Annotated in this window: 27 protein-coding genes; 15 read left to right on the top strand and 12 right to left on the bottom strand. The window is 75.5% G+C overall.

Annotation, left to right across the window (positions count from 1 at the left end; genetic code table 11):
• Window positions 1-30 precede the first annotated feature (30 nt).
• Window positions 31-690 (bottom strand): copper resistance CopC family protein, encoded by a 660-nt coding sequence (locus tag PHK61_RS26185; protein ID WP_274283961.1) that lies wholly within the window; start codon window positions 688-690, stop codon window positions 31-33.
• Between the two features lie 65 nt (window positions 691-755).
• Between PHK61_RS26185 and PHK61_RS26180 the strand changes: the two genes are divergently transcribed.
• Window positions 756-1,283 carry a hypothetical protein gene (locus tag PHK61_RS26180; protein WP_274283960.1) on the top strand — a complete coding sequence of 176 codons (528 nt, stop codon included), beginning with the start codon at window positions 756-758 and terminating at the stop codon, window positions 1,281-1,283.
• A gap of 42 nt (window positions 1,284-1,325) precedes the next feature.
• On the opposite strand, the gene PHK61_RS26175 is transcribed toward PHK61_RS26180, so the two are convergent.
• The 3 genes from PHK61_RS26175 to PHK61_RS26165 are packed head-to-tail and all read right to left on the bottom strand — an operon-like array spanning window position 1,326 to window position 3,534.
• Window positions 1,326-2,294 (bottom strand): alpha/beta hydrolase, encoded by a 969-nt coding sequence (locus PHK61_RS26175; RefSeq protein WP_274283959.1) that lies wholly within the window; start codon window positions 2,292-2,294, stop codon window positions 1,326-1,328.
• 2 nt (window positions 2,295-2,296) lie between these two features.
• Window positions 2,297-2,713 (bottom strand): organic hydroperoxide resistance protein, encoded by a 417-nt coding sequence (locus PHK61_RS26170; RefSeq protein ID WP_274284012.1) that lies wholly within the window; start codon window positions 2,711-2,713, stop codon window positions 2,297-2,299.
• Window positions 2,714-2,760: 47 nt separating this feature from the next.
• Window positions 2,761-3,534, bottom strand: coding sequence for an enoyl-CoA hydratase/isomerase family protein (locus PHK61_RS26165; RefSeq protein ID WP_274283958.1), 774 nt, complete (start codon window positions 3,532-3,534; stop codon window positions 2,761-2,763).
• Between the two features lie 87 nt (window positions 3,535-3,621).
• Here PHK61_RS26165 and PHK61_RS26160 point away from each other — a divergent pair, with 87 nt between their 5' ends.
• Genes PHK61_RS26160 through PHK61_RS26145 form a run of 4 tightly spaced genes read left to right on the top strand, consistent with a single transcriptional unit; the run spans window position 3,622 to window position 6,245 of the window.
• Window positions 3,622-4,329 (top strand): dienelactone hydrolase family protein, encoded by a 708-nt coding sequence (locus PHK61_RS26160; protein WP_274283957.1) that lies wholly within the window; start codon window positions 3,622-3,624, stop codon window positions 4,327-4,329.
• Window positions 4,326-5,102, top strand: a complete 777-nt coding sequence (locus PHK61_RS26155) for an HAD-IIA family hydrolase (RefSeq protein WP_274283956.1) — start codon at window positions 4,326-4,328, stop codon at window positions 5,100-5,102. The genes PHK61_RS26160 and PHK61_RS26155 overlap by 4 nt, the downstream gene beginning before the upstream one ends.
• A gap of 17 nt (window positions 5,103-5,119) precedes the next feature.
• The gene (locus PHK61_RS26150) at window positions 5,120-5,560 is read left to right on the top strand and encodes a ChaB family protein (protein ID WP_274283955.1); all 441 of its coding nucleotides are present in this window, start codon (window positions 5,120-5,122) and stop codon (window positions 5,558-5,560) included.
• A complete protein-coding gene (locus PHK61_RS26145) occupies window positions 5,553-6,245 on the top strand; it encodes a CPBP family intramembrane glutamic endopeptidase (protein WP_274283954.1) in 693 nt (230 codons plus the stop codon). The genes PHK61_RS26150 and PHK61_RS26145 overlap by 8 nt, the downstream gene beginning before the upstream one ends.
• Here the strand turns inward: PHK61_RS26145 and PHK61_RS26140 are convergent.
• From PHK61_RS26140 to PHK61_RS26125, 4 genes are all read right to left on the bottom strand, one after another.
• Window positions 6,236-6,625: a hypothetical protein gene (locus PHK61_RS26140; protein WP_274283953.1), complete on the bottom strand. Its 390-nt coding sequence runs from the start codon at window positions 6,623-6,625 to the stop codon at window positions 6,236-6,238. The two genes, PHK61_RS26145 and PHK61_RS26140, sit on opposite strands and share 10 nt — an antisense overlap.
• 224 nt (window positions 6,626-6,849) lie before the next feature.
• On the bottom strand, window positions 6,850-7,200 hold the full coding sequence (locus PHK61_RS26135; RefSeq protein WP_274283952.1) for a hypothetical protein: 351 nt from the start codon (window positions 7,198-7,200) through the stop codon (window positions 6,850-6,852).
• Between the two features lie 91 nt (window positions 7,201-7,291).
• The gene (locus PHK61_RS26130; protein WP_274283951.1) at window positions 7,292-7,735 is read right to left on the bottom strand and encodes a helix-turn-helix domain-containing protein; all 444 of its coding nucleotides are present in this window, start codon (window positions 7,733-7,735) and stop codon (window positions 7,292-7,294) included.
• An 85-nt stretch (window positions 7,736-7,820) separates the two neighbouring features.
• Window positions 7,821-8,573, bottom strand: coding sequence for an SDR family oxidoreductase (locus PHK61_RS26125; protein WP_274283950.1), 753 nt, complete (start codon window positions 8,571-8,573; stop codon window positions 7,821-7,823).
• Window positions 8,574-8,644: 71 nt separating this feature from the next.
• Here PHK61_RS26125 and PHK61_RS26120 point away from each other — a divergent pair, with 71 nt between their 5' ends.
• Window positions 8,645-10,051: an aldehyde dehydrogenase family protein gene (locus PHK61_RS26120; RefSeq protein ID WP_274283949.1), complete on the top strand. Its 1,407-nt coding sequence runs from the start codon at window positions 8,645-8,647 to the stop codon at window positions 10,049-10,051.
• 52 nt (window positions 10,052-10,103) lie between these two features.
• On the opposite strand, the gene PHK61_RS26115 is transcribed toward PHK61_RS26120, so the two are convergent.
• Genes PHK61_RS26115 through PHK61_RS26105 form a run of 3 tightly spaced genes read right to left on the bottom strand, consistent with a single transcriptional unit; the run spans window position 10,104 to window position 11,955 of the window.
• Window positions 10,104-10,550, bottom strand: a complete 447-nt coding sequence (locus PHK61_RS26115) for a DUF2267 domain-containing protein (protein ID WP_274283948.1) — start codon at window positions 10,548-10,550, stop codon at window positions 10,104-10,106.
• Window positions 10,551-10,567: 17 nt separating this feature from the next.
• Window positions 10,568-10,885: a hypothetical protein gene (locus PHK61_RS26110; RefSeq protein ID WP_274283947.1), complete on the bottom strand. Its 318-nt coding sequence runs from the start codon at window positions 10,883-10,885 to the stop codon at window positions 10,568-10,570.
• Window positions 10,885-11,955, bottom strand: a complete 1,071-nt coding sequence (locus PHK61_RS26105) for a glycosyltransferase family 9 protein (RefSeq protein WP_274283946.1) — start codon at window positions 11,953-11,955, stop codon at window positions 10,885-10,887. The genes PHK61_RS26110 and PHK61_RS26105 overlap by 1 nt, the downstream gene beginning before the upstream one ends.
• Before the next feature lie 62 nt (window positions 11,956-12,017).
• On the opposite strand from PHK61_RS26105, the gene PHK61_RS26100 reads away from it, so the two are divergent.
• The 4 genes from PHK61_RS26100 (at window position 12,018) to PHK61_RS26085 (ending at window position 16,123) form a co-directional block, all read left to right on the top strand.
• Window positions 12,018-12,884, top strand: coding sequence for an MBL fold metallo-hydrolase (locus tag PHK61_RS26100; RefSeq protein ID WP_274283945.1), 867 nt, complete (start codon window positions 12,018-12,020; stop codon window positions 12,882-12,884).
• A gap of 87 nt (window positions 12,885-12,971) precedes the next feature.
• The gene (locus PHK61_RS26095; RefSeq protein WP_274283944.1) at window positions 12,972-14,129 is read left to right on the top strand and encodes a glycosyltransferase family 4 protein; all 1,158 of its coding nucleotides are present in this window, start codon (window positions 12,972-12,974) and stop codon (window positions 14,127-14,129) included.
• Window positions 14,111-15,124: a glycosyltransferase family 9 protein gene (locus PHK61_RS26090; protein WP_274283943.1), complete on the top strand. Its 1,014-nt coding sequence runs from the start codon at window positions 14,111-14,113 to the stop codon at window positions 15,122-15,124. The genes PHK61_RS26095 and PHK61_RS26090 overlap by 19 nt, the downstream gene beginning before the upstream one ends.
• Window positions 15,125-15,133: 9 nt before the next feature.
• Entirely contained in the window at window positions 15,134-16,123 is a 990-nt protein-coding gene (locus PHK61_RS26085; RefSeq protein ID WP_274283942.1) for an aldo/keto reductase, read from the top strand.
• On the opposite strand, the gene PHK61_RS26080 is transcribed toward PHK61_RS26085, so the two are convergent.
• A complete protein-coding gene (locus PHK61_RS26080) occupies window positions 16,120-17,583 on the bottom strand; it encodes a helix-turn-helix transcriptional regulator (protein ID WP_274283941.1) in 1,464 nt (487 codons plus the stop codon). The genes PHK61_RS26085 and PHK61_RS26080 overlap by 4 nt on opposite strands.
• A 95-nt stretch (window positions 17,584-17,678) precedes the next feature.
• On the opposite strand from PHK61_RS26080, the gene PHK61_RS26075 reads away from it, so the two are divergent.
• The 5 genes from PHK61_RS26075 to PHK61_RS26055 all read left to right on the top strand — a co-directional run bounded on the left by PHK61_RS26075 (window position 17,679) and on the right by PHK61_RS26055 (window position 21,949).
• On the top strand, window positions 17,679-18,332 hold the full coding sequence (locus PHK61_RS26075) for a GntR family transcriptional regulator (RefSeq protein WP_274283940.1): 654 nt from the start codon (window positions 17,679-17,681) through the stop codon (window positions 18,330-18,332).
• A gap of 219 nt (window positions 18,333-18,551) precedes the next feature.
• A complete protein-coding gene (locus tag PHK61_RS26070; protein WP_274283939.1) occupies window positions 18,552-18,956 on the top strand; it encodes a GlcG/HbpS family heme-binding protein in 405 nt (134 codons plus the stop codon).
• Window positions 18,957-19,219: 263 nt separating this feature from the next.
• Entirely contained in the window at window positions 19,220-19,660 is a 441-nt protein-coding gene (locus PHK61_RS26065) for a diol dehydratase small subunit (RefSeq protein WP_274283938.1), read from the top strand.
• Between the two features lies 1 nt (window position 19,661).
• Window positions 19,662-21,374: a propanediol/glycerol family dehydratase large subunit gene (locus PHK61_RS26060; RefSeq protein ID WP_274283937.1), complete on the top strand. Its 1,713-nt coding sequence runs from the start codon at window positions 19,662-19,664 to the stop codon at window positions 21,372-21,374.
• Window positions 21,371-21,949 carry a propanediol/glycerol family dehydratase medium subunit gene (locus PHK61_RS26055; RefSeq protein ID WP_274283936.1) on the top strand — a complete coding sequence of 193 codons (579 nt, stop codon included), beginning with the start codon at window positions 21,371-21,373 and terminating at the stop codon, window positions 21,947-21,949. The genes PHK61_RS26060 and PHK61_RS26055 overlap by 4 nt, the downstream gene beginning before the upstream one ends.
• Window positions 21,950-22,018: the final 69 nt, after the last annotated feature.

Here is a 22,018-nt window from a genome sequence, read left to right as displayed (position 1 = left end):
GGCTTCCCGACCTCTCTCGGCCGGGCCCCTCTAGGCGCGGCGGCGCAGCACGAGCGCGACCGCTCCGCCGACGACGACCACCGCGATCACGACGAACACCCAGGCGGGCACGCCGCTGCTCGCGCCGTCGGGCCCGGCCGCGGCGGCCGGTGACGGCGGGGCGGTGGGCGCGGCGCCGTGGCCCGAGTGGTCCGCCGGCGACGACGGGCTCCCCGGCGGCGCGGCCGCGGTCCCGGCCGGGGACGACGGCGTCGTCAGCTCGAACGAGACCGACCCGGTCGTCGGGTGGCCGTCGCTCGAGATGATCCGGTAGCCGATCTCGTAGGCACCGGCCTGCGGCAGCGGGCCCACGGGCACCGAGACGACGCTGCCCTGCGTCGTGGCCTGGCCCTGCTCGTGGTGGGTGCCGTCGGGGCCCACCACGGTCAGCGTGGACAGCTGGCCCTGGGGCTCGTCGCTGAAGGTCACCGACACCTGCGTCGGTGCCGTCGCGACGGTGGAGCCGTCGGCCGGGTCGCTGCCGGTGACGACGTCGTGCGCGCTGGCCGTGCCGGCCGTGAGCAGCAGGGCCGCGACGGCGAGCAGGCCCGTCAGCAGGGCAGCGAGCGGGCCGGTGAGGGGGCCGGTGAGTGGTCCGGTGAGTGGGCCGGGGTGGCGGGTGCGGGCGGACGGGGTCCGCGATCCGGGCATGGGGAGGTCCTTCCGTGTCGGGGTGTCGTCGCGGTGGGGCGCGGCGACGGGGGACCCCGACGCGGGTGGAGGGTGACGGCGGCGTGGCGCTGCCGGGCGGCGCCGGCCGGGCGGGCCGGCGCGACCGGGCTCGGCGCGGCGGGCGGGGGCGGGCCGGCGAGCAGGCGGGCCCAGGTGCCGACGGCGTGCCGGACGCGTCGGCACGCGGCGCGGGCGAGCGCGCGGTCGGCGCGGGCGAGGCCGCCGGCGACGAGCACGGCGACCGCCAGGTGCGCGGCGAGCATCCCCGGGCCGTGGGTGTCCGGGGCCGCGTGCCCGGCGTGGTGGTCGTGGGCGCCCGGCGACAGTGCGAGGTGCAGGGCGACCTGGCCGGCGGCGAGGACCGCGGCGAGGAGCGCGGCGGGGCGGGGTCGCGCCCCGACCACCGCCGTGGCGACGGTGACCACGACGCCCACGGCGAGCGCCCCCGGGGTGGCCGCGACGGTGCCGCCGGCCTCCCCGTGCGCGGCGACGCCGAGGACCGCGGCGCAGGTACCGAGCAGCACGGCACGCGCCGGCGTCGCTCGGTCGGGGGCCACGGGCCTCCACGGTAGCCCCGCCACGTGAGCGGACTTCGGGGCTGTGGCCCGGGACGCTCACATGGCGCGGAGGAACGCCGCGATCTCCGCGACCGCCTGGCGCGAGGTGCGCGGGGTCAGCCCGGCCGTGGCGACGTAGCCGTGGGCGGCGCCGAGGTAGCGGGTGTGGCGCACCGGCACGTCGGCGGCGTCGAGCGCGGAGACGTAGCGTTCGCCGTGGTCGCGCAGCGGGTCGTGGTCGGCGGTCTGCACGAGCGCCGGTGGGAGCCCCGAGAGGTCGGCGCGCAGCGGCGAGGCGTAGGGGTGGCGCCCGTCGGCGTCGCCGAGGTAGAGCGCGTGGAAGCCGCGGATGTCGGCGGCCGACAGGATCGGGGCGACCGGGATCTCGCGCTCCGAGGGCAGCACGTCCACCATCTCCACGCCGGGATAGACGAGGGCCTGGGCGGCGATCGCCGGCGCGTCGAGGCCCTCGCGGCGCCGGTCGCGGGCCATGAGGCACACCACGGTGGCGAGGTTGCCGCCGGCGCTGTCGCCCATCACCGCGAGCCGGGCCGGGTCGATCCCGAAGCGTCCGGGGTCGGCGGCCAGCGCGGCGACGGCGTCGTAGCAGTCCTGCGCGGGGACGGGGAACCGGTGCTCGGGGGCGAGCCGGTAGTCGACCGACACGACGACCGCCGACGCCGCGCGCGCCACGTGGGCGCAGAACCACTCGGACTGGTCGAGGTCACCCTGCACGAACCCGCCGCCGTGGAAGTTGACGGCCACCGGGGCGGGCGCGTCGCACGACGGCGGCCGGTAGACCCGGATCCCGAGCCCGCCGAGTACCGCGGGCGTCGGCAGCACCGTCTCCTCGACGACGACGTCGCGCGGCGGGGTGCCGATGACCGCCCGGCCGAGCGCACCGTGCTGCAGGCGCAGCACGGCGGCCCGGGCGGCGGGGACGTCCGCGGGGTCGAGGTGGGCCACCGACCCGCCGAGACGGCGGCGGGCGGCGCCCACGACACGCAGGGAGAGGGGGAGACGCACCCTCACACCTTGGCGGTGACCTCCACGCCGATGTTGTCGCGGGTCGCCTTCGAGTACGGGCAGAGCTCGTGCGCGCGGGCGACGAGACGGTCGGCGGTCTCCTGGTCGGTGCCGGGGACCGTCGCGGTGATCCACACCTGGAGCCCGAAGCTCCCGGCGTCCGGGCCGATGCCGACCCGGGCCTCGACGCTCGTCGAGTCCACGTCGACGTCGGACTGCCCGCCCGCGAGCTTGAGCGCCTGGTGGAAGCACGCGGCGTACCCGGCGGCGAAGAGCTGCTCGGGGTTCGTGCCCCCGCCCGGGCCGCCGAGCTCCTTCGGCATGGTCATGGCCTGGTCGATGACGCCGTCCGAGCTGCGGACGTGCCCGTTGCGGGCGTCGCCGGACGAGACGGCCTCGGCGGTGTACTTGATGTCCATACGACCGGGCGTACCCGCGCGCACGGCCGCCGGACCCACCTCGTCGCTCACACCGGCCAGACCGGCGCCCGCTTCTCCAGGAACGCCGCGATGCCCTCGCGGCCCTCGGGGGAGGACCCGCGCTCGCCGATGCTCGCGGCCTCGGCGTCGAGGTGGGCGTCGCTGAGCACCCCGCCGGCCTGCCGGACGAGCCGCTTGGTGGCCGCGAGCGCGGCGGGCGGCCCCGCGGCGATCTGCTCGGCGACGCCGTCGGCCGCGAGGCGCAGGGCGTCGTCGTCGACGACCCGGGACGCGAGCCCGGCGCCGAGCGCCTCGGCGGCGCCCATCGGGCGGTTGGTGAGGAACAGCTCCATCGCCCGCGCGCGCCCGACCGCTGCCGGCAGCGTGGCGGTCATGCCGCCGTCGGGGGTCAGCCCGATCGCGGTGTAGGCCGGCCGGAGCCGGGCGCCCTCGCCGAGCAGGATGACGTCCCCGCACAGCGCCAGCGACAGCCCGATGCCGGCCGCCCAGCCGTTGACCGCGACGACGACCGGCGCCGCGAGGTCCAGCAGGGCGCGCTCGCCGGCGTGGATCGCGTCCGCCAGCTCGGAGAGGCTCCGGTCGGGTTCGGCGGCGAAGCCCGAGATGTCGCCGCCGACGCAGAAGTTCGCGCCCTCGGCGACGATCTCCACGCAGCGTGCCTCGGTCGCGGGCCCGGTGAGCGCCGCGCGGAACTGCCGCCCGAACGCGTGGTCGACCGCGTTGTGGCGCTCGGGGCTCGAGAGGACCAGCCGGCACACGCCGGCCTCCTGCTCCACCCGGATCCGTTCGGGGTCACCCACGGCCACTCCCCTCGTCGCGCACGGCTCGAGGGATGCTGCCACGCTCGGGCCGCCCAGCACCGGCCGAGATGATCGAGGACCGTCGACGTGCCCGACCTGCACATCCCCGCGTCCGCGGGCAGCCACCAGTCCGCGTTCCTCGCGGTGCCGCCCGTCGGTGAGGGCCCGTTCCCGGGCGTGGTCGTCCTGCAGGACGCCTTCGGCCTGCGCGGAACCCTGCGCGACCACACCGAGCGCCTGGCCGCGGCGGGCTACCTGGCCGTGGCGCCCGCGCTCTACACCGCGCGCGGCGGGGGCCCGAAGTGCATCGCCGCCACGATGAGATCGATGACCACCGGCACCGGCCCGGTGTTCGACGACATCGAGGCCGCGCGTGGCTGGCTCGCCGGCCGCGACGACTGCACCGGGCGGGTCGGCGTCATCGGCTTCTGCCAGGGCGGCGGCTTCGCGCTGATCTCCGCGGCGCGCCACGACTACGCCGCCGCGGCCCCCAACTACGGCCGTGTCCCCGAGGACGCCGAGCGCGCGCTCGCCGGCATCTGCCCGGTGGTCGCGAGCTTCGGGGGCAGGGACCCGTCGCTGCGCGGGCACCCCGAGCGCCTCGAGGCGGCCCTGACCGCGCTGGGTGTCGAGCACGACGTGCACACCTACCCCGACGCCAACCACAGCTTCCTCGAGCCCATGCCGGCGCCGCTCGCCGTGCTCGGGCTCGGCCTGCACCGGGAGTCGGCGGAGGACGCGTGGGGGCGCATCCTGCGGTTCTTCGACACCCACCTGCGCGAGGACGTGGCATGACCGCACTGGACAGCTACCTGATCGACATGGACGGGGTCCTCGTCCACGAGGAGAACGCCCTGCCGGGCGCCGACGAGTTCATCCGCAAGCTCGACGAGGCCGGCAAGCGGTTCCTCGTGCTGACCAACAACTCGATCTACACGCCGCGCGACCTGCAGGCCCGGCTGCACGCGAGCGGCATCGACATCCCGGCCGAGAACCTGTGGACCTCGGCGCTCGCGACCGCGCAGTTCCTCGAGGACCAGCGGCCGGGCGGCAGCGCGTTCGTCGTCGGCGAGGCCGGGCTGACGACCGCCCTGCACGACGTCGGCTACATCCTCACCGACCGGGATCCCGACTACGTCGTCATCGGCGAGACCCGCACCTACTCGTTCGAGGCCATCACGCGGGCCATCCGGCTCATCGAGGGCGGCGCGCGCTACATCGTCACCAACCCCGACGCGACCGGACCCTCGCCGGAGGGCACGCTGCCCGCCGCCGGGTCGGTCGCCGCGCTCATCACGCACGCCACGCGCCGCGACCCCTACTTCGTCGGCAAGCCCAACCCGCTGATGATCCGGGCGGGCCTCAACACGATCGGCGCGCACTCCGAGACGACGGCCATGATCGGCGACCGGATGGACACCGACATGGTGGCCGGCATGGAGGCCGGCCTGCACACGATCCTCGTGCTCTCGGGCGTCACCGACCCGGCCGAGATGGACCGGTACCCCTACCGCCCGCAGCAGGTGGTGCAGAGCGTCGCGGACCTCGAGGTAGGCGTGCGGGGCTGACCGGGTACTTCTCGGTCATGCCGTCGGACACCGGAGACGAAGCGAAGCGGAGCTCGACCATCGACGACGAGGACCTGCCGTCCACGCTGCAGCGCTCACCCGAGAGCGCGCGCAAGACGTACGCCGAGGCCAAGGAATCCGCGGAGGAAACCTACGGCGCTGGTGAGCGGGCCAACCGGACGGCGTACGCGGCGCTCAAGCACACGCACGAGAAGGTCGGCGACCACTGGGAGCCGAAGGAGGAGAAGGGCCCCTCCGACTCCCGGGCGCGCAGCGGCGGGCAGGACCCCGGCGGCGAGACCGCCGGCGGGGTGGACGCCAACGCGAGCAAGGAGCACCTCTACGAGCGGGCCCGGCAGCTCGGCGTCGAGGGGCGCTCGTCGATGGACAAGGACGAGCTCGTCGAGGCCGTGCAGAAGGCGAACGACCGGGAGACCCGCAAGGCGCGGGGTGACTGAACAGCCCGTCCTCGCGCCGTCGGCCCCGCGCCCGGCGCTCGGCTGGATCGAGCTCCTCGTCGGAGCGATCTCCTACGTCGCCCTGCAGCTCGCGCTGTTCGTCGCGGTCGGGCTGCTCGCGGAGGGCACGCCGTCCGCGCCGGTGCTGGTCGGCGTCTCCGCCACGTCGGCGTTCGGCGCGGTGGCGATCGCCCTGGCGCTGCGGGTGCGCTCGCCCGCGGCCGTCGGGCTGGTGCGCCCGACCCGGCGCGGGCTCGCGGTCGGCGCCGGGCTGGGCGTGGTCGTGTGGCTCGCCTCGCGCGTCCTCATCGTCGTCTACATCGCGCTGACCGGCGACCGCTCCGATCCGCAGGAGGCGCTGACGCTGTTCAGCGGCCCCGTCGCGGCGGCGCTCGTCATCGCGATCGGCGGGCTCCTCGTGCCGCTCGGCGAGGAGCTGCTGTTCCGCGGCCTGGCCTACGGCGTGCTGCGGCGGATCGGGCGGGTCCTCGCGGTCCTCGTCAGTGCGGCGATCTTCGCCCTGGCGCACGGGCTCAACGTCGTGTTCGCCGCGGCGTTCGTCCTGGGCGTCGTGAACGCCGTGCTCTACGAGCGCACCGGCTCGATCTGGCCGCCGGCCGCGGCGCACGCGACGTTCAACCTCATCTCGTTCGCCCTGGTGCTCGCCGTCGGGTCTCAGGTCTGAGCGGAGACCGGGGACGGGTCCGGGGTCGGCGCCGTCGACGACCCGAAGGGCCGGATCCCGAGGTGGAGGCCGTCCGGGGTGTGCCGGACGGAGACGATCCCGGCGGCGTCGCTCTCGTCGAGCTGCCACAGCAGGCGGACCAGGCGGGCCGCGGCCCCCGCGGGCTCATCGGCGGTCTGGACCAGCGTGCGGTGCGACGCCCCGAGGTTCCACTGCCCCGCCGTGCCGGCGCCCTGCCCGACCGGCAGCACGACGTCGAGCAGCCAGCGGGCCGGCTTGCCCGAGAACGCCGCGGTGCGGTGCGCGAGGACCTCGACGACCTGGTCGGCGCGGACCAGTCCGGCGTCGAGGGTCTCGATCCACACCCTGGTCAACGCCATGGCTCTCCTCCCTTCGCGTGGTGCCGCCGGGCCCCGGGCGCACGAGGGCCCGGAGCCGACACGGGATACGACCCTGCTCTCGGTCTGTCACTGCGGCGTCCGGCCGCTCCGTCGGTCGTCCCGGTCGGCCCCGGGCCGGGCCGGTGGGATGGATGGACGGGAGGACCGCGGTCCTCCCCGGTGGTCCTCGCGCTCGGCGGTCACCTCCTCGTCCTCGTCGGTGCTCAGGACGAGCGCGGCGGAGGCGATCGCGGGCCGGGGCCGGTTCGTCGCCGGACCTGCGGGGTCTCACCGACCGCCGGGCGCAGGCGGGTCGGGCGCTCGGAGCGCGGACCCGCGTCGCGCGGCGGCGGCTCCCGGCGGGTGCGGGTGGCGGCCATCGGCGGCGGCGTGCGCGGCGACGGCCGTTCCTCGCCCCGGAACTGCTCGCCCCGGAACTGCTCGCCGAGGACGATGGCGAGGAACTCGGCGTCGATGACGGCCTGGTCCGCCGCACCCCGGTCCACGCGCTCCCGGTCCACGGTGTCGAGGTCGGCGTCGCGCGGGCACCGCTCGTCGAGGACGTCGATCGTCACGTCGGACACCTCCTCCGGTCACCCAGGGCGACGTCACTGCGGCCTCGCGGATATCTCCAACTTTAGGAGGAGGTTTCCGGTGGGTCAAGCTCTAGATTCCCGGCAGGTCCGCGTCCTGGTCCGCGTCCTGGTCGCGGGCCCGGCGGGCGGTGTCCCTCTCGTCGCGTGCCCGGTCGCGCTCGCGGAGGGCGGTGTCGCGTTCGTCGCGGGCGGTGTCCCGCTCCCGGACGGCCCGGTCGCGCTCCTGCGTCGTCGTGGCGTGCCGGGCACGTTCCCCGTCGAGGTCGGCGCGCAGATCGAGGATCTCCGCGGCACTGGTCAGGGTGTGGCCCTGCTCGGTCAGCGCGCGCAGCTCGACGACGCGGTCGAGCTGGTGTCGGGAGTAGCGCCGGTGCCCGCCGCCGGACCGCCCCGGTCGCAGGAGGCCGGTGGCGTCGAGGTTGCGCAGGAAGGCGGCGGTCACGCCGAGGAGCTCGGCGGCCTGCCCCATCGAGTAGACCGGATGATCGGGGTCGTCGAGGCGGTCCAGGGGCACGGACTCCTCCTCGTGCGGCCGGTCCGGCCAAGATAGCGGGGGAGGCGACCGCGGTGCTCCCGTCACGATCCCGTGGGCGGGGCCGCTACCGCGTCTGTTCGGTCGGCCGGACGAGCATCTCGTTGACCGCCGTGCGCCGCGGGCGGGTCACCATGTACACGACGGCGTCGGCGATGTCCTCGGGCTCCATGAGGCCCAGCGCGAAGCGCTCCTCGGCGTCGGCGGCGGCACCGCTGTGCTCGGTCATCTCGCTGCGCACGAGGCCCGGCTCGACGAGTCCCACGCGGACGTGGCGCCCGGCCAGCTCCTGGCGCAGCGCCTCGGAGAACGCGTTCACGGCGTGCTTGGTCGCGGCGTACACGCCCGCCCCCGGCGAGGCGACCTTGCGGCCGGCGACCGACGAGATCGTGACCACGTCGGCGACGCCCCGCGGGCCCTGCGCGGCCTCGACGAGGTGCGGCAGCGCGGCGTGGGTCGTGAGCAGCACGCCGTTGACGTTGACGTCGACCATGGTCCGCCACTCGGCCAGGTCGGCCTCCAGCGCGGGGACCATGGAGCCGTAGCCCGCGTCGTTGACGAGCACGTCGATCGCGCCGAGCCCGCGGACCACGGCGTCCATCGTCCGGGCGACCTCGGCGTCGTCGGTGACGTCGACCTCGAACACCGCGGCACGGTCGCCGAGCTCGCCGGCGAGGGCCTCGAGCCTGTCCCGGCGCCGCGCCAGCAGCGCCACCCGGGCTCCCCGGCCGGCCAGCGCCCGCGCGGTGGCCGCGCCGATCCCGCTCGACGCGCCGGTCACCACCGCCGTCCTGCCCTCGAGCGGCCCGTTCGTGCTCACGCGATCCTCCCCACCTCGGTGCCGATCACCAGGATGCGTACCCGGGAGCTCGAGGTGGAACCCCCGGCCCCATGAGCACAGCCACCCCCGTCGACGCCGCCACCGCCACCGACATCGAGGTCCACGACCCGGCCACGGGGGAGCTCGTCGGACGCGTCCGCCCCGCGGACGCCGGCGAGGTGGACGACGCCGTCGGCCGGGCGCGCGCCGCCCACGACGGCTGGGTGCGCACGCCGGCCGCCGACCGCGCGGGGCTCGTCCGCGACGCCGCGGGTGCGCTGCGCGGCGTCGCCGAGGAGCTCGCGCGGCTCAACGAGACCGAGACCGGCCGGCCCTACGACGACGGGCTCGGCGGGGTGCTCGCCGCCGCCGGGACGTTGGAGCAGTACGCCGAGCTGGGTCCGGTGCACCGGGGCCGGTCGCTGCAGGGGTCGTGGTCGGCGACCGACCTCATGGTCCCCGAGCCCCGCGGGGTCGCCGCCGTGCTCACGCCGTGGAACGACCCGGTCGCCGTCGCCGCGGGCCTCATCGGTGCCGCGCTCGTCACCGGCAACACGGTCGTGCACAAGCCCAGCGAGCGCTGCCCGCACCTCGGGCGCCGCTTCGCCGAGCTCGTCGCGTCCTTCCTGCCCGAGGGCGTCCTGGAGATCGTCGACGGCGCCGGGCCGACCGGCGCGACGCTCGCCGGGCACCACGACGTCGACCTCATCGCCCACGTCGGCTCGATCGCCGCCGGGCAGGCCATCCGCCAGGCCGCCGCCGGCACCGGCGCGCACGTCCTGCTCGAGAACGGCGGCAACGACCCGCTGGTGATCGACGCCGGCGTCGACCCGCGCTGGGCCGCCGAGCAGGCCGCGCTCGGCTCCTACGCCAACGGCGGGCAGGTGTGCGTGTCCGTCGAGCGCATCTACGTCGCCGCCGCGATCGCCGAGCCGTTCCTCGACGCCCTGGCCGAGGAGGCCGGGCGCTGGGTGTACCGGCCCTCGGCGGCGGGGGAGAAGGCGCTGGGCCCGGTGGTCGACCGCCGGCACCGCGAGCACGTGCACAGCCACGTCGCCGCCGCGATCGCCGACGGCGCGACCGTGCACGCGGGCGGGTACGTCCCGGAGGGCGACGGCGCGTTCTACCCCGCGACCGTGCTGTCCGGGCTGACCCCGGCGATCTCGATCCTGCGCGAGGAGACGTTCGGTCCGGTCGCGCCGGTGCGCGTGGTCGAGGACTTCGCCCAGGGCCTCGCCGAGGCCGTCGACGACCCGCACGGGCTCGCCGCCACCGTGCTCACCGGCGACATGGCCCACGCGCAGCAGGCGTGGCGCGAGCTCCCCGTCGGCACCGTGAAGATCAACGCGGTGTTCGGCGGCGCGCCGGGCGGCGCCGCCGAGCCGCGCGGGACGTCGGGCACGGGGTTCGGCTACGGGCCGGAGCTGCTCGACGAGATGACCACCACGAAGGTCGTCCACTGGTCCCCGCTGCCGTAGCCCCTCCGTGAGCTAACTTCGGGGCTATCGCCCCGAAGTTCGCTCACATGGGTCAGCGCATGAGGGCGACGAGGTCGCCCGGGAGCTGCTCGAGGGTGCGGTCGACCTGGTCCTCGGGCAGCCACTCGCGCAGGAGGCGCAGGACCTGCTCGACCTGCTGCTCGACCTTCTCGGCGTCGACCGACGTCACGTGCCCGCTGACCGCGTCGACGAACGCGTCCTTGCCGATCGAGCGGGCCGCGTCGTCCTTCGGGCGCTGCGCGCGCAGCTCGGCCGAGAGCTCCGGCGGCAGGCTGGTCGTCAGTTCCTGCGCCAGACCGCTGCTGACCGCCTTGCCCAGCTCGTTGAGCGTGCTGCGGACGAGCACCTCGGCCTCCGACGGCGTCTCGAGGCCCAGGCGCCGCTGCACCTGGCCGCTGAACGCGGCCAGCGTCTGGCTGGAGTTCGCGGGGTTCGGGTCGTTCGGGTTCTCGTCACCCTGGATCGGCGGTGTCGTCATGGGTCACGGGCACCCGTTCACCCCGCCCCGTCAAACCCCTCCTGCTCGGCGCGCCGCAGGCCCTCGGTCCAGCGCGCCCGGCGGTCGTCGTCGGACTGCTCCCACCACGCCGTGCCCCGCTCGCCCAGGGCGGTCTTCGCGGCGTGCACCCGCGAGCGCGCGGCCGCCTCGGCGTCCTCGTCGCCGGCCTTTGTCGCGGTCCCGACGTCGCGGCGCGCGGCCATCAGCCAGCGGCGCAGGACGGCGGCGTCGTCCTCCGGGATCAGCGGATCGGTGGCGCGCCAGCGCCGCCCGTCGACGACGATCCAGCGCCCGTCGTCGGTGTGCTCGACCACTACACCGCCACCGCGCGCAGCCGCCGCGCCGCGGCGAGCACCTCGTCCGGCCCGATCGCCAGGCACTCCTGGCCGAACGGGCACACGAGCTGGCGGCACGGCGCGCACGCCACCGGCCGCGTGAGCACCTCCGCGCGGGTGGAGCGGGGCCGGTACTGGTCGACGGTCTCGGTGCCGGCGAACAGCTCGACGACCGGCGCGCCCACGGCGTCGGCGAGGTGCACGCCGCCGGAGTTGTTGGCGACGACCACCTCGGCGCCCGCGAGCAGCGACGCCAGGTCACCGAGTCCGAGGCCGCCCGCCAGCGGCACCCCGACGTCGCCGGCGACCGCGTCGACCAGCGCGGACTCCCGCTCGGTGCCGCTGACGACCACGGTCAGCCCGTCGGCGGCGAGCCCCCGCACGACCGCGGCGAAGCGCTCCGCGGGCCAGCGCCGCGACGGGCAGCTCGCGCCCGGCGCCACCACGGCGTAGCGGGCGCCCACCACCGCCAGGGGCGTGGCCGCGTCGTCGGGCACCCGCACCTGCAGCGCCGCGCCCCGCGACGGCACCCCGACCGCCGCGAGCAGGCCGAGCATCCGGTCGACCTGGTGCTCCTCGTCGGGCGGCGAGGGCACCCAGTGCGTGAGCAGCCCGCCGCCGAACTCCTTGGACAGGCCGACGCGCACCGGCACCCCGGCGCGCCGGGCCACCTCGGCGGCGGGCCACGGCGACTGCGAGAACGACGTCAGCACGATCGCCGCGTCGTGGCGGCGCTCGGCGAGCTCGGCGACCAGGGCGACGTCCGGATCGGCGCCCGGCACGAGGTCGAGCTGCTGCCAGGACACCGACGCGGTGACGACGCCGTCGACCTCGGGCAGCAGGGCGGCGGCCGCCGCGCCGGCGGGCGAGGCGAGCAGGTCGAGCTGCGCGCCGGGCGCCGCGGCGCGCAGCGCACGGAACACCGGCCCGGTCATGAGGACGTCGCCGACGTTGTCGGGACGCACGACGAGGATCCGGCGCATCGCGCGCCAGTCCGGGTCGCCGTGGCCCGGGCGGTGCGCGGCGGGGTGGCGGAGATCGACCTGCACGGCCGCGAGTACCCGGAGCGCCTGGCAGGCTCACGCGGGTGTCCTGGTTCCACTCCCGACCCGTGGCGCGCGACACGTGGCTGGTCGCCGAGCCGGGGCACGTCAACTCGTGGCTGGTCGCCGGGCGCGACCGGGCGGTGCTCGTCGACAGCGGGCTCGGCATCGTCCCGATCCGGCCGGTCGTGGCGGGGCTGACCGACCGGCCGATCGACGTCGTGCACACCCACGCGCACTTCGACCACGTCGGCGGCGACGCCGAGTTCGACCGGGTCGCGATCCACCCGGCCGGCGTCGCCGAGCTGCGCGCGGGCGCCGACCCCGCCGAGCGCGCCCGCTACCTCGCCCACGCCCGTCGCCTGCTCGCCGCGGCGCCGCGCTACCGCGCGCTCGACCAGGAGTTCTTCCACCTGCTCTCCGCCGACTCCGACCCGCGCCCGCTGCCATCGGACGTCGACGAGACCTGGGCACCCGGTCCCGCACCGGAGCCGGCCACGCTCGACGAGGGCGACGTCGTCGACCTCGGCGGGCGCGCGCTGCGCGTGCTCCACACCCCCGGCCACTCGCCCGACTCGGTCTGCTTCCTCGACGAGCGCGACGGCCTGCTCCTCGCCGGCGACACGGTCAACACCGGTCCGATCTACGCGCAGGCCCCCGAGTCCGACCTCGCGGCGTTCGCGGCCTCCACCGCGCGGCTCGCCGAGCTCGACGTCCGCCTCGTGCTCATGGGGCACTTCGGCCGCGGGGTCGCCGAGGGCCACCACGTGCGGGAGGTCGCCGACGCCTTCGCGCGCCTGCGGGCCGGCGACGCCGTGCTGCGCCCGGCGCGCGACTGCGACGACGACCCGGTGCGCGAGGCGGTCTTCGACGCCTGCTCGATCTACGTGCCCGCACCCCAGGACGGCTCGACCCCGGGTGCGGGCTCCTGGTGAACGAGCGGGAGCCACCGCTCGACGCGTCCTGGACCGCGCGGGTGCGGATCGGGTTCTGGTGAGGGGTCGATCGGGTATCGGCGCCCGGTGACCCACCTCCGCGTCGCCCTCGTGCACGGGCGGGCCGACCCCGCGCACGACGGCGTCGCCGACTACACGGTGCACCTCGCCGCGGCGCTCGACCGCCGGGGCGTCGACGTCGTCGACGTCCCGGTCGACCCGGGACCCCTCGGCCTGCTGCGCGCGGCGCGCCACCTGCGCGCGAGCCGTGCCGACGTCGCGCACGTGCAGTTCGCCCCGTCGGCGTTCGGCTTCTCCGGGGCGCCCGGGCTGCTCGGCGACGTCGCGGGGATGCCGCTGGTGACGACGCTGCACGAGTACGGCTGGTGGTCGGTCGCCCCGAAGGTGCCCGACGCGGTGTGGACCTTCCTCGAGCGCCGCCGCCTCGCCGACCGCGAGACCGGGCGGCTCGTCCCGCGCAGCGCCGCGGTGCTGACGACCAACGGCGACCACGCCGCGACGCTGAAGCAGCGCTGTGGCGTGGAGGCCGGGCGGGCCCCGCTGCTGCCCAACGTCGAGGTCGACCGGGATGCCCCCGACCGCGCCACGACCCGCCGGGCGCTGGGCGTGCCGGCCGACGCCGAGCTGGTCGTGTTCTTCGGCTTCGTGCACCCGGTCAAGGGCCTCCGCTACCTCGTCGACGCCGTCGCGCGCCTCGCCGACGAGCACCCGGCGCTGCACCTGCTCGTCCTCGGCGGGTTCACCTCGCTCGCCCTGCCCGCCGACGAGGCCGCGGAGTTCCGCGACGAGCTGACCGCGCACGTCGCCGCCGCGGGCGCGCAGGACCGCGTGACGATCACCGGGCACCGTCCCGCCGGTGAGGTCTCCGCCGCGCTGCAGGCCGCCGACCTCGCCGCGTTCCCCTTCACCGCCGGCGCGACGCTCAAGAGCGGCGCCCTGCTCGCGGCGCTCGACCACGGGCTGCCGACGCTGGTCACCCGCCGCGCGGACGCGCCCCCGGACCCGGACCTCGTCGACGGCGAGACGGTGGTCGTCGCCCCGGAGGTCCGCGACGTCGACGTCCTCGAGACGGGGCTGCGCCGGCTGCTGGACGACCGGGACCTGCGCGGGCGGGTCGCCGCCGGCGGGCACGCGCTGGTCCGGGGCCACGACTGGGACGCGCTCGCCGCGTCGCACGTGCGGACCTACGAGGAGGTCGTCACGGCGTGCGCCGCATCCTGCTGATCGACCTGCTCGGCGGGCTCGGCGACCTGATCATGGTGCTGCCGAGCGTGCACGCGCTGGCCGAGGCGCACCCCGGCGCCGAGCTGACCGTGCTCACCCACGCTCCGGGCGCCCCGCTGCTCGCCCGCGACCCGGGCGTCACCGCGGTGCGCACGGCCGAGGAGCACGACGAGCGCGCCGCGGTCGAGCAGGCGCTCGCCGACCTCGCCCCGGACCTCGTGGTCACCACGACACGCTTCGCGGGCATCGGCGACCTCGTCGACGCCGACGCCCGGGAGCGCGGCACCCGGGCCGTGTCCAACCTCTGGCGCCGCCCGCCGGCCGACGAACTGGTCGGCGAGCGCTACCAGCGCATCCTCGCCGCCGAGGGCGTCATCGCCGACCGCATCCGGCCGCCCCGCGTCGTCCTCACCGACGACGAGCTCGCGGCCGGACGCGAGTCGGTGGTGCGAGCGATGCGGCATCGCTGGCGGATCCACGACAGCACGCCGAGAGGGCCAGGAGCGCCACGTCCTCGCTCGCGCGACACGCCGACCGTCCTCGTCCCCGACGCCGGCATGGCGGTCAAGCGTTGGCCCGCGCGTCGCTGGGCGGCGCTCGCCGCGACCCTGCCCGGCCCGGTGCTGTCGGTCGGCCCCGTCGACGGCGCCGCCGAGCTCCCGCCCACCGACCTGCGCGGCCTCGCCGCGCGCTTCGCCGCGGTCGGCGAGGCCGGCGGCGTGGTCGTCGGCCCCGACACCGGCCCGGTGCGCCTGGCCGCAGCGGTGGGTGCGCGCACCGTCGCGCTGTTCGGGCCCACCGCCGCGTCGCGCTACGGCCTGGAGGAGGGCACCAACCTGCAGGGCCTGCCGGAGTGCCCGCACCGCGAGCCGACCGCGATCACCGAGCAGGTCTGCTGGTGGGAGGCGCGGTGCCCGCTCGCCACCGAGCCCGCGTGTCTGCTCGACCTGCCGGTGGGCCGGGTGCGGGAGCAGGTCGTGCGAACCGGCGGGTAGAAACGAGGCATGCGCTACCTCGACCTCCCGACGGCCAAGAAGTGGTCCGCGATCGGCCTGGGCACCTGGCAGTTCGGGTCCCGTGAGTGGGGTTACGGCGCCGACTACGCGCAGGGCCCCGACAGCGAGGCGTCGCGGATCGTCGCCCGCGCCCTCGAGCTGGGCGTCACGGTGTTCGACACCGCCGAGGCCTACGGCTTCGGGCGCAGCGAGCGCATCCTCGGCGAGGCCCTCGACCGCGCTCACGCCGACCCGGCCACCACGGTCGTCGCCACCAAGATCTTCCCGGTGCTGCCGGTCGACCAGGTCGTCGTGCAGCGCGGCACGTCCAGCGCGGCCCGCCTGCGCCGCAAGATCGACCTGTACCAGGTGCACCAGCCCAACCCGGTGATCGGCGACGGCACGACCATGGCCGGCATGCGGACGCTGCAGGCCGCGGGCGTCGTCGACGAGGTCGGCGTCAGCAACTACGGACTCGACCGCTGGCAGGGCGCCGAGACCGCGCTGGGCACCCAGGTGATCTCGAACCAGGTCGAGTACAGCCTCGTGGCCCGCGAGCCCGACCGCGACCTGCTGCCCTACGCGCGCACCGCCGGGCGCGGGATCCTCGCCTACAGCCCGCTCGCCCAGGGCCTGCTCTCGGGCAAGTACGACGCCGACCACCGCCCGGAGAACTTCATCCGGTCGCTGCGCCCGGTGTTCCTGCCCGAGAGCCTGCGCCGGATCACCCCGCTGATCGAGACGCTGCGCGCGGTCGCCGACGTGCACGACGCAACGCCCTCGCAGATCGCGCTGGCGTGGACCATCCACCAGCCGGTCGTGGTCGCGATCCCCGGTGCGTCCAGCGTCGCCCAGCTCGAGAGCAACTGCGCCGCCGCCGAGATCACCCTCGCCGAGGACGAGTACACCGCGCTGACCGCGGCCGCCGAGTCGTTCCGCCCGGTCTCGGGAATCGCGGCGCTCGCGGGGATCGCCCGCGCGCAGATCGGCAGCCGCTAGAGGAGCTGCGCCAGCATCGTCCGGTTGCGCGTGCCCGTCTTGCGCAGGAGCGAGCCGACGTGCTTCTCGACGGTCTTGGCCGAGATGGCCAGCGCCCGGGCGATCTGGCGGTCGGTGAAGCCCTGCGCGACGAGCGTGCGGACCTCGCGCTCGCGCGGCGTGATCGCCGGGCTCCCGGCGCTGCGGGTCGGCGCGGCGAGGCGTTCGAGCTGGTCGTCGGCCAGCAGCGTCTCGCCGCGGCCGGCGGCGCTGACGACGGGGACCAGCCGGGTGTCGTCCGCGTCGGGGTCGACGCAGCCCTTCACGCCCGCGCCGACCGCGACGCGCAGCCGCTCGTCGGGGCAGTCGCCCGCGAGGAGCACCACGGCGGGCGGGTCGGGGAGCGCCGCGAGGCGGTCGAGCATGGCGACGAGGTCGTCGCCGAGCAGGTCGTGCTCGACGACCAGGACGTCGGGGCCGAGCAGGCGGCAGGTGCCGGCGAGGTCGTCGGCGCCGTCGACCTCGGAGACCATCCCCAGCCCCGGCGCGCCGAGCTGCAGCAGCCGCACGACGCCCGCCCGCACCACCGGGCGGACCGCGGCGACGAGCACGCCCGTCCGGGTGCGGCCGGGCACCGGCGGGGGCGCCGACGAGCAGGGCAGCGTGAGGCGCAGCCGGGTGCCGCGCCCGGGCGCGCTGTCGATCTCGAGCTCGCCGTCGAGGCGCCGCGCGCGGGCGGCCATGGCGCGCAGCCCCAGGCGCGCGCCCGCCGTGTCGCCCTGGCGCTGGGCGTTCGTCACGGTGTCGAACCCGCACCCGTCGTCCTCGACCAGCACGGTCAGCGTGCCGGGACCGTGCAGCACGCCGACCCGGACGCACTCGGCGCCGGCGTGCACCGCGGCGTTGAGCAGCGCCTCCTGGGTCATCCGGAAGACCTCCTCGGCGATCTCGTCGGGGATGCTCCCGGCGCCGACGGTGACGAGGTCCGCGCGGGTGGGCGCGGAGGCCTCCACCCAGTCCAGCTCCTGGCGCACGGCCTGCTCGAGCGTGCGGCCCGCGAGGACGCCGCTGTCGGCCAGCGCGAGGGCGGCGTAGTCGGCGAAGAGCTCGGCGAGGTGCACGTCGGCGTCGGAGAAACCGCCGTCGCGGCCGGCGGTGGCCAGGCACGCACCGACGATCCGCGGGCCCCGGCGCACGGGTACCGCGAGCACGGCGCCGTCGAGCACCGGGTCGCCCGACGCGACCAGCCGGGCGACGACGTCGTCGGGCACCGTGCCGCTGCCGGCGACGACCGCCCACGTCCCGGCGGCCTGGTCGACGCGCACGACCCAGCCCGCGCCGGCGGTGAGCGTGCCGAGGTGGTCGGCGAGCCGCCCGAGCAGGGGGTCGGTGTCGACGGGCCGGGGGCCGGCGGCCCGCGGCGGCGCGGCGGCCGCCCCCGGCATCACCGGGAGGGCGTTCCACGCTGCCGCTGCGGTCACGGGCGGTCCTCCTCGACGTCGGACACATGATGCATACAAGATGCATCGATGTGGTGAGAGTAGGGTCACGCGGACTCGACGGCAAGGGCGGTGCGGTGACGGGGATCAGCGGCCTGTCCGCCAAGGAACGTGCGTACCGCGACACGAAGTCCCGGATCCTCGACGGCTCGCTGCCGGGTGGCGACCTGATCACCGAGGGGCAGGTCGCGGACACGCTCGCGATGAGCCGTACCCCGGTGCGCGAGGCGTTCCTCCGCCTGGAGGCCGAGGGGCTGCTCCGACTGTTTCCCAAGCGCGGCGCACTCGTCGTCGCGGTCTCCCCCAGTGAGGTGGAGGCGGTCCTCGAGGCCCGGGAGCTCGTCGAGGGCCACGCGCTCACGAAGCTCTGCGCGGCGCCCGAGGAGGACCGCGCCGTCGTCGCCGGTGCGCTGCACGCGGTGCTCGACATCCAGCGCGCCGCGCTCGCCGCCGGGGACGAGCAGGCCTTCGCCGAGGCCGACCGGCGGTTCCACATCACGGTCGTCGAGAGCGCGCACAACCCGATCCTGCTCGAGCTCTACGCGTCGCTGCGCGATCGCCAGCTGCGGATGAACCTGGGCTCGCTCGAGAAGGGCCCGACGCGCCCGCGGGCGATCCTCACCCAGCACGAGGCGATCGTCGACGCGCTGGCCGCGGGCGACGCGGAGGAGGCGCGCGTCCGGTTGCGCGTGCACCTCGACGCCACCCGCGTGTCCGTCGTGGGTCGCTAGCGCCGAAGCGGCTGCCGCCGGGTGGGCCGATGAGGCAGGTCCGCACGGCGTAGGGGAGATCCCCCATGCCCGGGGGTGGGGACAGTCCCCGTGGCCGGGACCTGATCGGAGTACCTAGCGTCCTGCGTCGCCGGGCCGCCGCCCGACCGCCCCGCCCGACCGGTCCGCGCCTCGACCTGTCGGGCGCGACCACGTCCCCCTCTGCGCGGAGGTTCCCGCATGCCCGGACTGACCCTCGCCGACGCCCGTCGGATGCTCGACGCCGGGCTCGCCGAGGCCGACAAGATCGGCCAGCCGATGAACGTCGCGGTCCTCGACGCCGGCGGGCACCTGGTGGCGTTCGCCCGCCAGGACGGCGCCATCCGCGCGAGCATCGACATCGCCCAGCGCAAGGCGAAGACGTCGATCCTCATGGAGGCCCCGACGGCGGCGCTGATGTCGCTGGTCCAGCCGGGCGCCGAGCTCTACGGCCTCGAGCAGACCGCCGGCGGCCTGGTCGTGTTCGGCGGGGGCGTCCCCGTCCACCGCGACGGCGAGCTCGTGGGCGCCGTCGGCGTCAGCGCCGGTTCCGCCGAGCAGGACGTGCAGGTCGCCGAGGCCGCGGCCGCCGCGATCAGCTCCTGAGCTCCACCCCTCGCTCGCCGACCCACGCCAGGAGCGCCCCCCAGGTCAGGGTGGCCCAGTCGCCGGCGTCGCCGCCGGACACGACCGCGGCGGCCTCTACGTCCTGGTCATCGAGCGCCTGGAGGTGCCCGCCGAGATCGACTCGCCGGCGCCCGCTCCGACGCCCGAGTCCGCCGAGGCCGGCGTCAACGCCACCCCCGTCACCCCGCCACCCCGGCCGACGTCCTGCGGACCTCGACCGACCGCGCGAAGGAGAAGACATCGTGACAACCAATGCAGACCTGGGGCCCGATCTCACCGCCGCGGACTACCCGCTGTCGGTCAACCGCCCGGACCTGCTGCACACGCCGACCGGCAAGAGCCTCGACGACCTGACGATGGACGCGGTCGTCGCCGGGGACATCACGGCCGACGACCTGCGCATCAGCCCGGACACCCTGAAGCTGCAGGGCCAGCTGGCCGCCGCGGCCGGCCGGCGCCAGCTCGCCGACAACTTCACCCGCGCCTCGGAGATGACCGCCATCCCCGACGCCGAGGTGCTCGACATGTACAACGCGCTGCGCCCGAACGCGTCGAGTGCGGCCCAGCTCGAGGAGCTCGCCTCGCGGCTGGAGGACACCTACTCCGCCGCCACGTGCGCCGCCCTCGTCCGCGAGGCCGCGCAGGTCTACGCGGCCCGCAACCTGCTCGCCGAGGAGGCCTGAGATGACCGCGGTGGAACCCCGCTCGGACAGCACGGTACGGACGTCCAAGCGCACGGAGATCCTCGAAGCCCGTCCGGTCAACCTGGACGGCTTCGTCGAGGAGTGGCCCGAGAAGGGCCTCGTCGCGATGGAGTCCGACTTCGACCCGCAGCCCAGCGTGCGCGTCGAGGACGGCCGGATCGTCGAGCTCGACGGCCGCACGCGCGACCAGTTCGACTTCATGGACACCTTCATCGCCGACCACGCGATCGACGTCGACACCTGCGAGGCCGCCATGGCGACCGAGTCGGTGGAGATCGCGCGGATGCTCGTCGACCCGCGGACCTCCCGCGCCGACGTGGTGGCCCTCGGCCGCGGCCTCACGCCGGCCAAGATCCTCGACGTCGTCAAGCTGATGAACGTCGTCGAGATCATGATGGGCATCCAGAAGACCCGCTCGCGGCGCACGCCGGCCAACCAGGCCCACTCGACGAGCGCGAAGGACAACCCGATCCAGGTCGCGGCCGACGCCGCCGAGGGCGCGGTGCGCGGGTTCGCCGAGCTCGAGACCACCCTCGGCGTCGTGCGCTACGCCCCGCTGGTGGCGATCGGCCTGCAGGTCGGCGGCCAGGTGGGGCGCGGCGGCACCCTCACCCAGTGCGCGCTCGAGGAGGCCACCGAGCTCGACCTCGGCATGCGCGGCATCACCGCCTACGCCGAGACGATCTCGATCTACGGCACCGAGTCGGTGTTCGTCGACGGCGACGACACCCCCTGGTCGAAGGCGTTCCTGGCCTCGGCGTACGCCTCCCGCGGTATCAAGATGCGCTTCACCTCGGGCACCGGCTCCGAGGTGCAGATGGGCAACGCCGAGGGCCGCTCCATGCTCTACCTGGAGATCCGCTGCATCCTCATGGCCAAGGGCGCCGGGGTGCAGGGCCTGCAGAACGGGTCGATCAGCTGCATCGGCGTGCCCGGCGCGGTGCCCGGCGGCATCCGCGCGGTGGCGGCGGAGAACCTCGTCGCCAGCTGGATGGACCTCGAGTGCGCCTCGGGCAACGACCAGTCGTTCTCGCACTCGCCGATGCGCCGCACCAGCCGGCTGCTGCCGCAGATGCTGCCCGGCACCGACTTCGTGTGCTCCGGGTACTCGGCCGTGCCGAACAAGGACAACATGTTCGCCGGGTCGAACCTCGAGACCGACGACTACGACGACTGGAACACCATCCAGCGCGACATGCAGGTCGACGGCGGCCTGCGCCACGTGCGCGAGGACGTCATCCTGCAGGTCCGCAACAAGGCCGCCCGCGCCATGCAGGCCCTGTTCGCGGAGCTCGACCTCCCGGCGATCACCGACGAGGAGGTGGAGGCCGCGACCTACGCGGACTCCAGCGACGACTACCCGGACCGCGACGTCCTCGCCGACCTCGAGGGCGCCCGCAGCGTCATGGAGCGGGGCATCACCGGCATCGACCTGGTCCGGGCCCTCGAGCGCTCGGGGTTCGGCGACGTCGCCGAGAACTACCTCAAGGTCCTGCGCCAGCGTGTCTCGGGCGACCTGCTGCAGACCGCCGCCGTGCTCGATGCCGGGTTCGTCCCGCGGGCGGCGATCAACGACGCCAACGACTACGCCGGCCCCGGCACCGGATACCGCCTGACCGGCGAGCGGTGGGAAGAGCTCAAGAAGCTCCGCCACGTCACCTCCGCCGAGAACCCCGAGGAGGAGGTCGTATGACCACGACCGAGTCGGTCCGCACGCTCTCGCTGAACGAGGTCGGGCCCGCCGAGCGCGGCACCCGGCCCGACGAGGTCGTCATCGCGCTGTCGCCGGCGTTCGGCGACCCGTTCACCAAGACGATCGTCGACGTGCCGCACGCCGAGGTGATCCGCCAGCTGCTGGCGGGCATCGAGGAGCGCGGCGGCTCGGCCCGGGTGATCAAGGTCTACAAGACCGCGGACCTGGCGGCGATCGCGCACTACGGGGCCAAGCTGTCGGGCTCGGGGATCGCGGTCGGCGTGCTGTCGCGGGGCACCACGGTGCTCCACCAGCGCGACCTCGCGCGGCTGAGCAACCTCGAGCTCTTCCCGCAGGCGCCGTTGCTCGACGCCGAGGTGTTCCGCATGATCGGGGCGAACGCCGCGCAGTACGCGCAGGGGCAGTCGCCGAAGCCGGTGCCGACGCGCAACGACCAGATGGCCCGCCCGCGCTGGCAGGCCAAGGCGGCGCTGCTGCACCTCAAGGAGTTCGACTGTATCGACAAGGACCGCGCCGCGGTCGAGGTCGAGCCGGTGATCACCAAGGTGGACTAGGGAGCCCGGATGGTGGGGGCGTCGAGGCAGAAGGGACAGGCGTGTCACCAGTGGAGGGTCCGGCTCCGA

It is taken from the genome of Actinomycetospora lutea (genome assembly GCF_028737205.1).
Classification (GTDB): Bacteria; Actinomycetota; Actinomycetes; order Mycobacteriales; family Pseudonocardiaceae; genus Actinomycetospora; species Actinomycetospora lutea.
The sequence above is the reverse complement of the archived record's forward strand: the minus strand, read 5'-3'. Positions and strand labels throughout refer to the sequence as shown.

Bases quoted from the DNA above. Each gene is read 5' to 3' on its own strand.
- PHK61_RS26185 (WP_274283961.1), bottom strand. From the start codon at position 690: ATGCCCGGATCGCGGACCCCGTCCGCCCGCACCCGCCACCCCGGCCCA.
- PHK61_RS26170 (WP_274284012.1), bottom strand. From the start codon at position 2,713: ATGGACATCAAGTACACCGCCGAGGCCGTCTCGTCCGGCGACGCCCGC.
- PHK61_RS26155 (WP_274283956.1), top strand. From the start codon at position 4,326: ATGACCGCACTGGACAGCTACCTGATCGACATGGACGGGGTCCTCGTC.
- PHK61_RS26150 (WP_274283955.1), top strand. From the start codon at position 5,120: ATGCCGTCGGACACCGGAGACGAAGCGAAGCGGAGCTCGACCATCGAC.
- PHK61_RS26140 (WP_274283953.1), bottom strand. From the start codon at position 6,625: ATGGCGTTGACCAGGGTGTGGATCGAGACCCTCGACGCCGGACTGGTC.
- PHK61_RS26120 (WP_274283949.1), top strand. From the start codon at position 8,645: ATGAGCACAGCCACCCCCGTCGACGCCGCCACCGCCACCGACATCGAG.
- PHK61_RS26115 (WP_274283948.1), bottom strand. From the start codon at position 10,550: ATGACGACACCGCCGATCCAGGGTGACGAGAACCCGAACGACCCGAAC.
- PHK61_RS26085 (WP_274283942.1), top strand. From the start codon at position 15,134: ATGCGCTACCTCGACCTCCCGACGGCCAAGAAGTGGTCCGCGATCGGC.
- PHK61_RS26070 (WP_274283939.1), top strand. From the start codon at position 18,552: ATGCCCGGACTGACCCTCGCCGACGCCCGTCGGATGCTCGACGCCGGG.
- PHK61_RS26060 (WP_274283937.1), top strand. From the start codon at position 19,662: ATGACCGCGGTGGAACCCCGCTCGGACAGCACGGTACGGACGTCCAAG.
- PHK61_RS26055 (WP_274283936.1), top strand. From the start codon at position 21,371: ATGACCACGACCGAGTCGGTCCGCACGCTCTCGCTGAACGAGGTCGGG.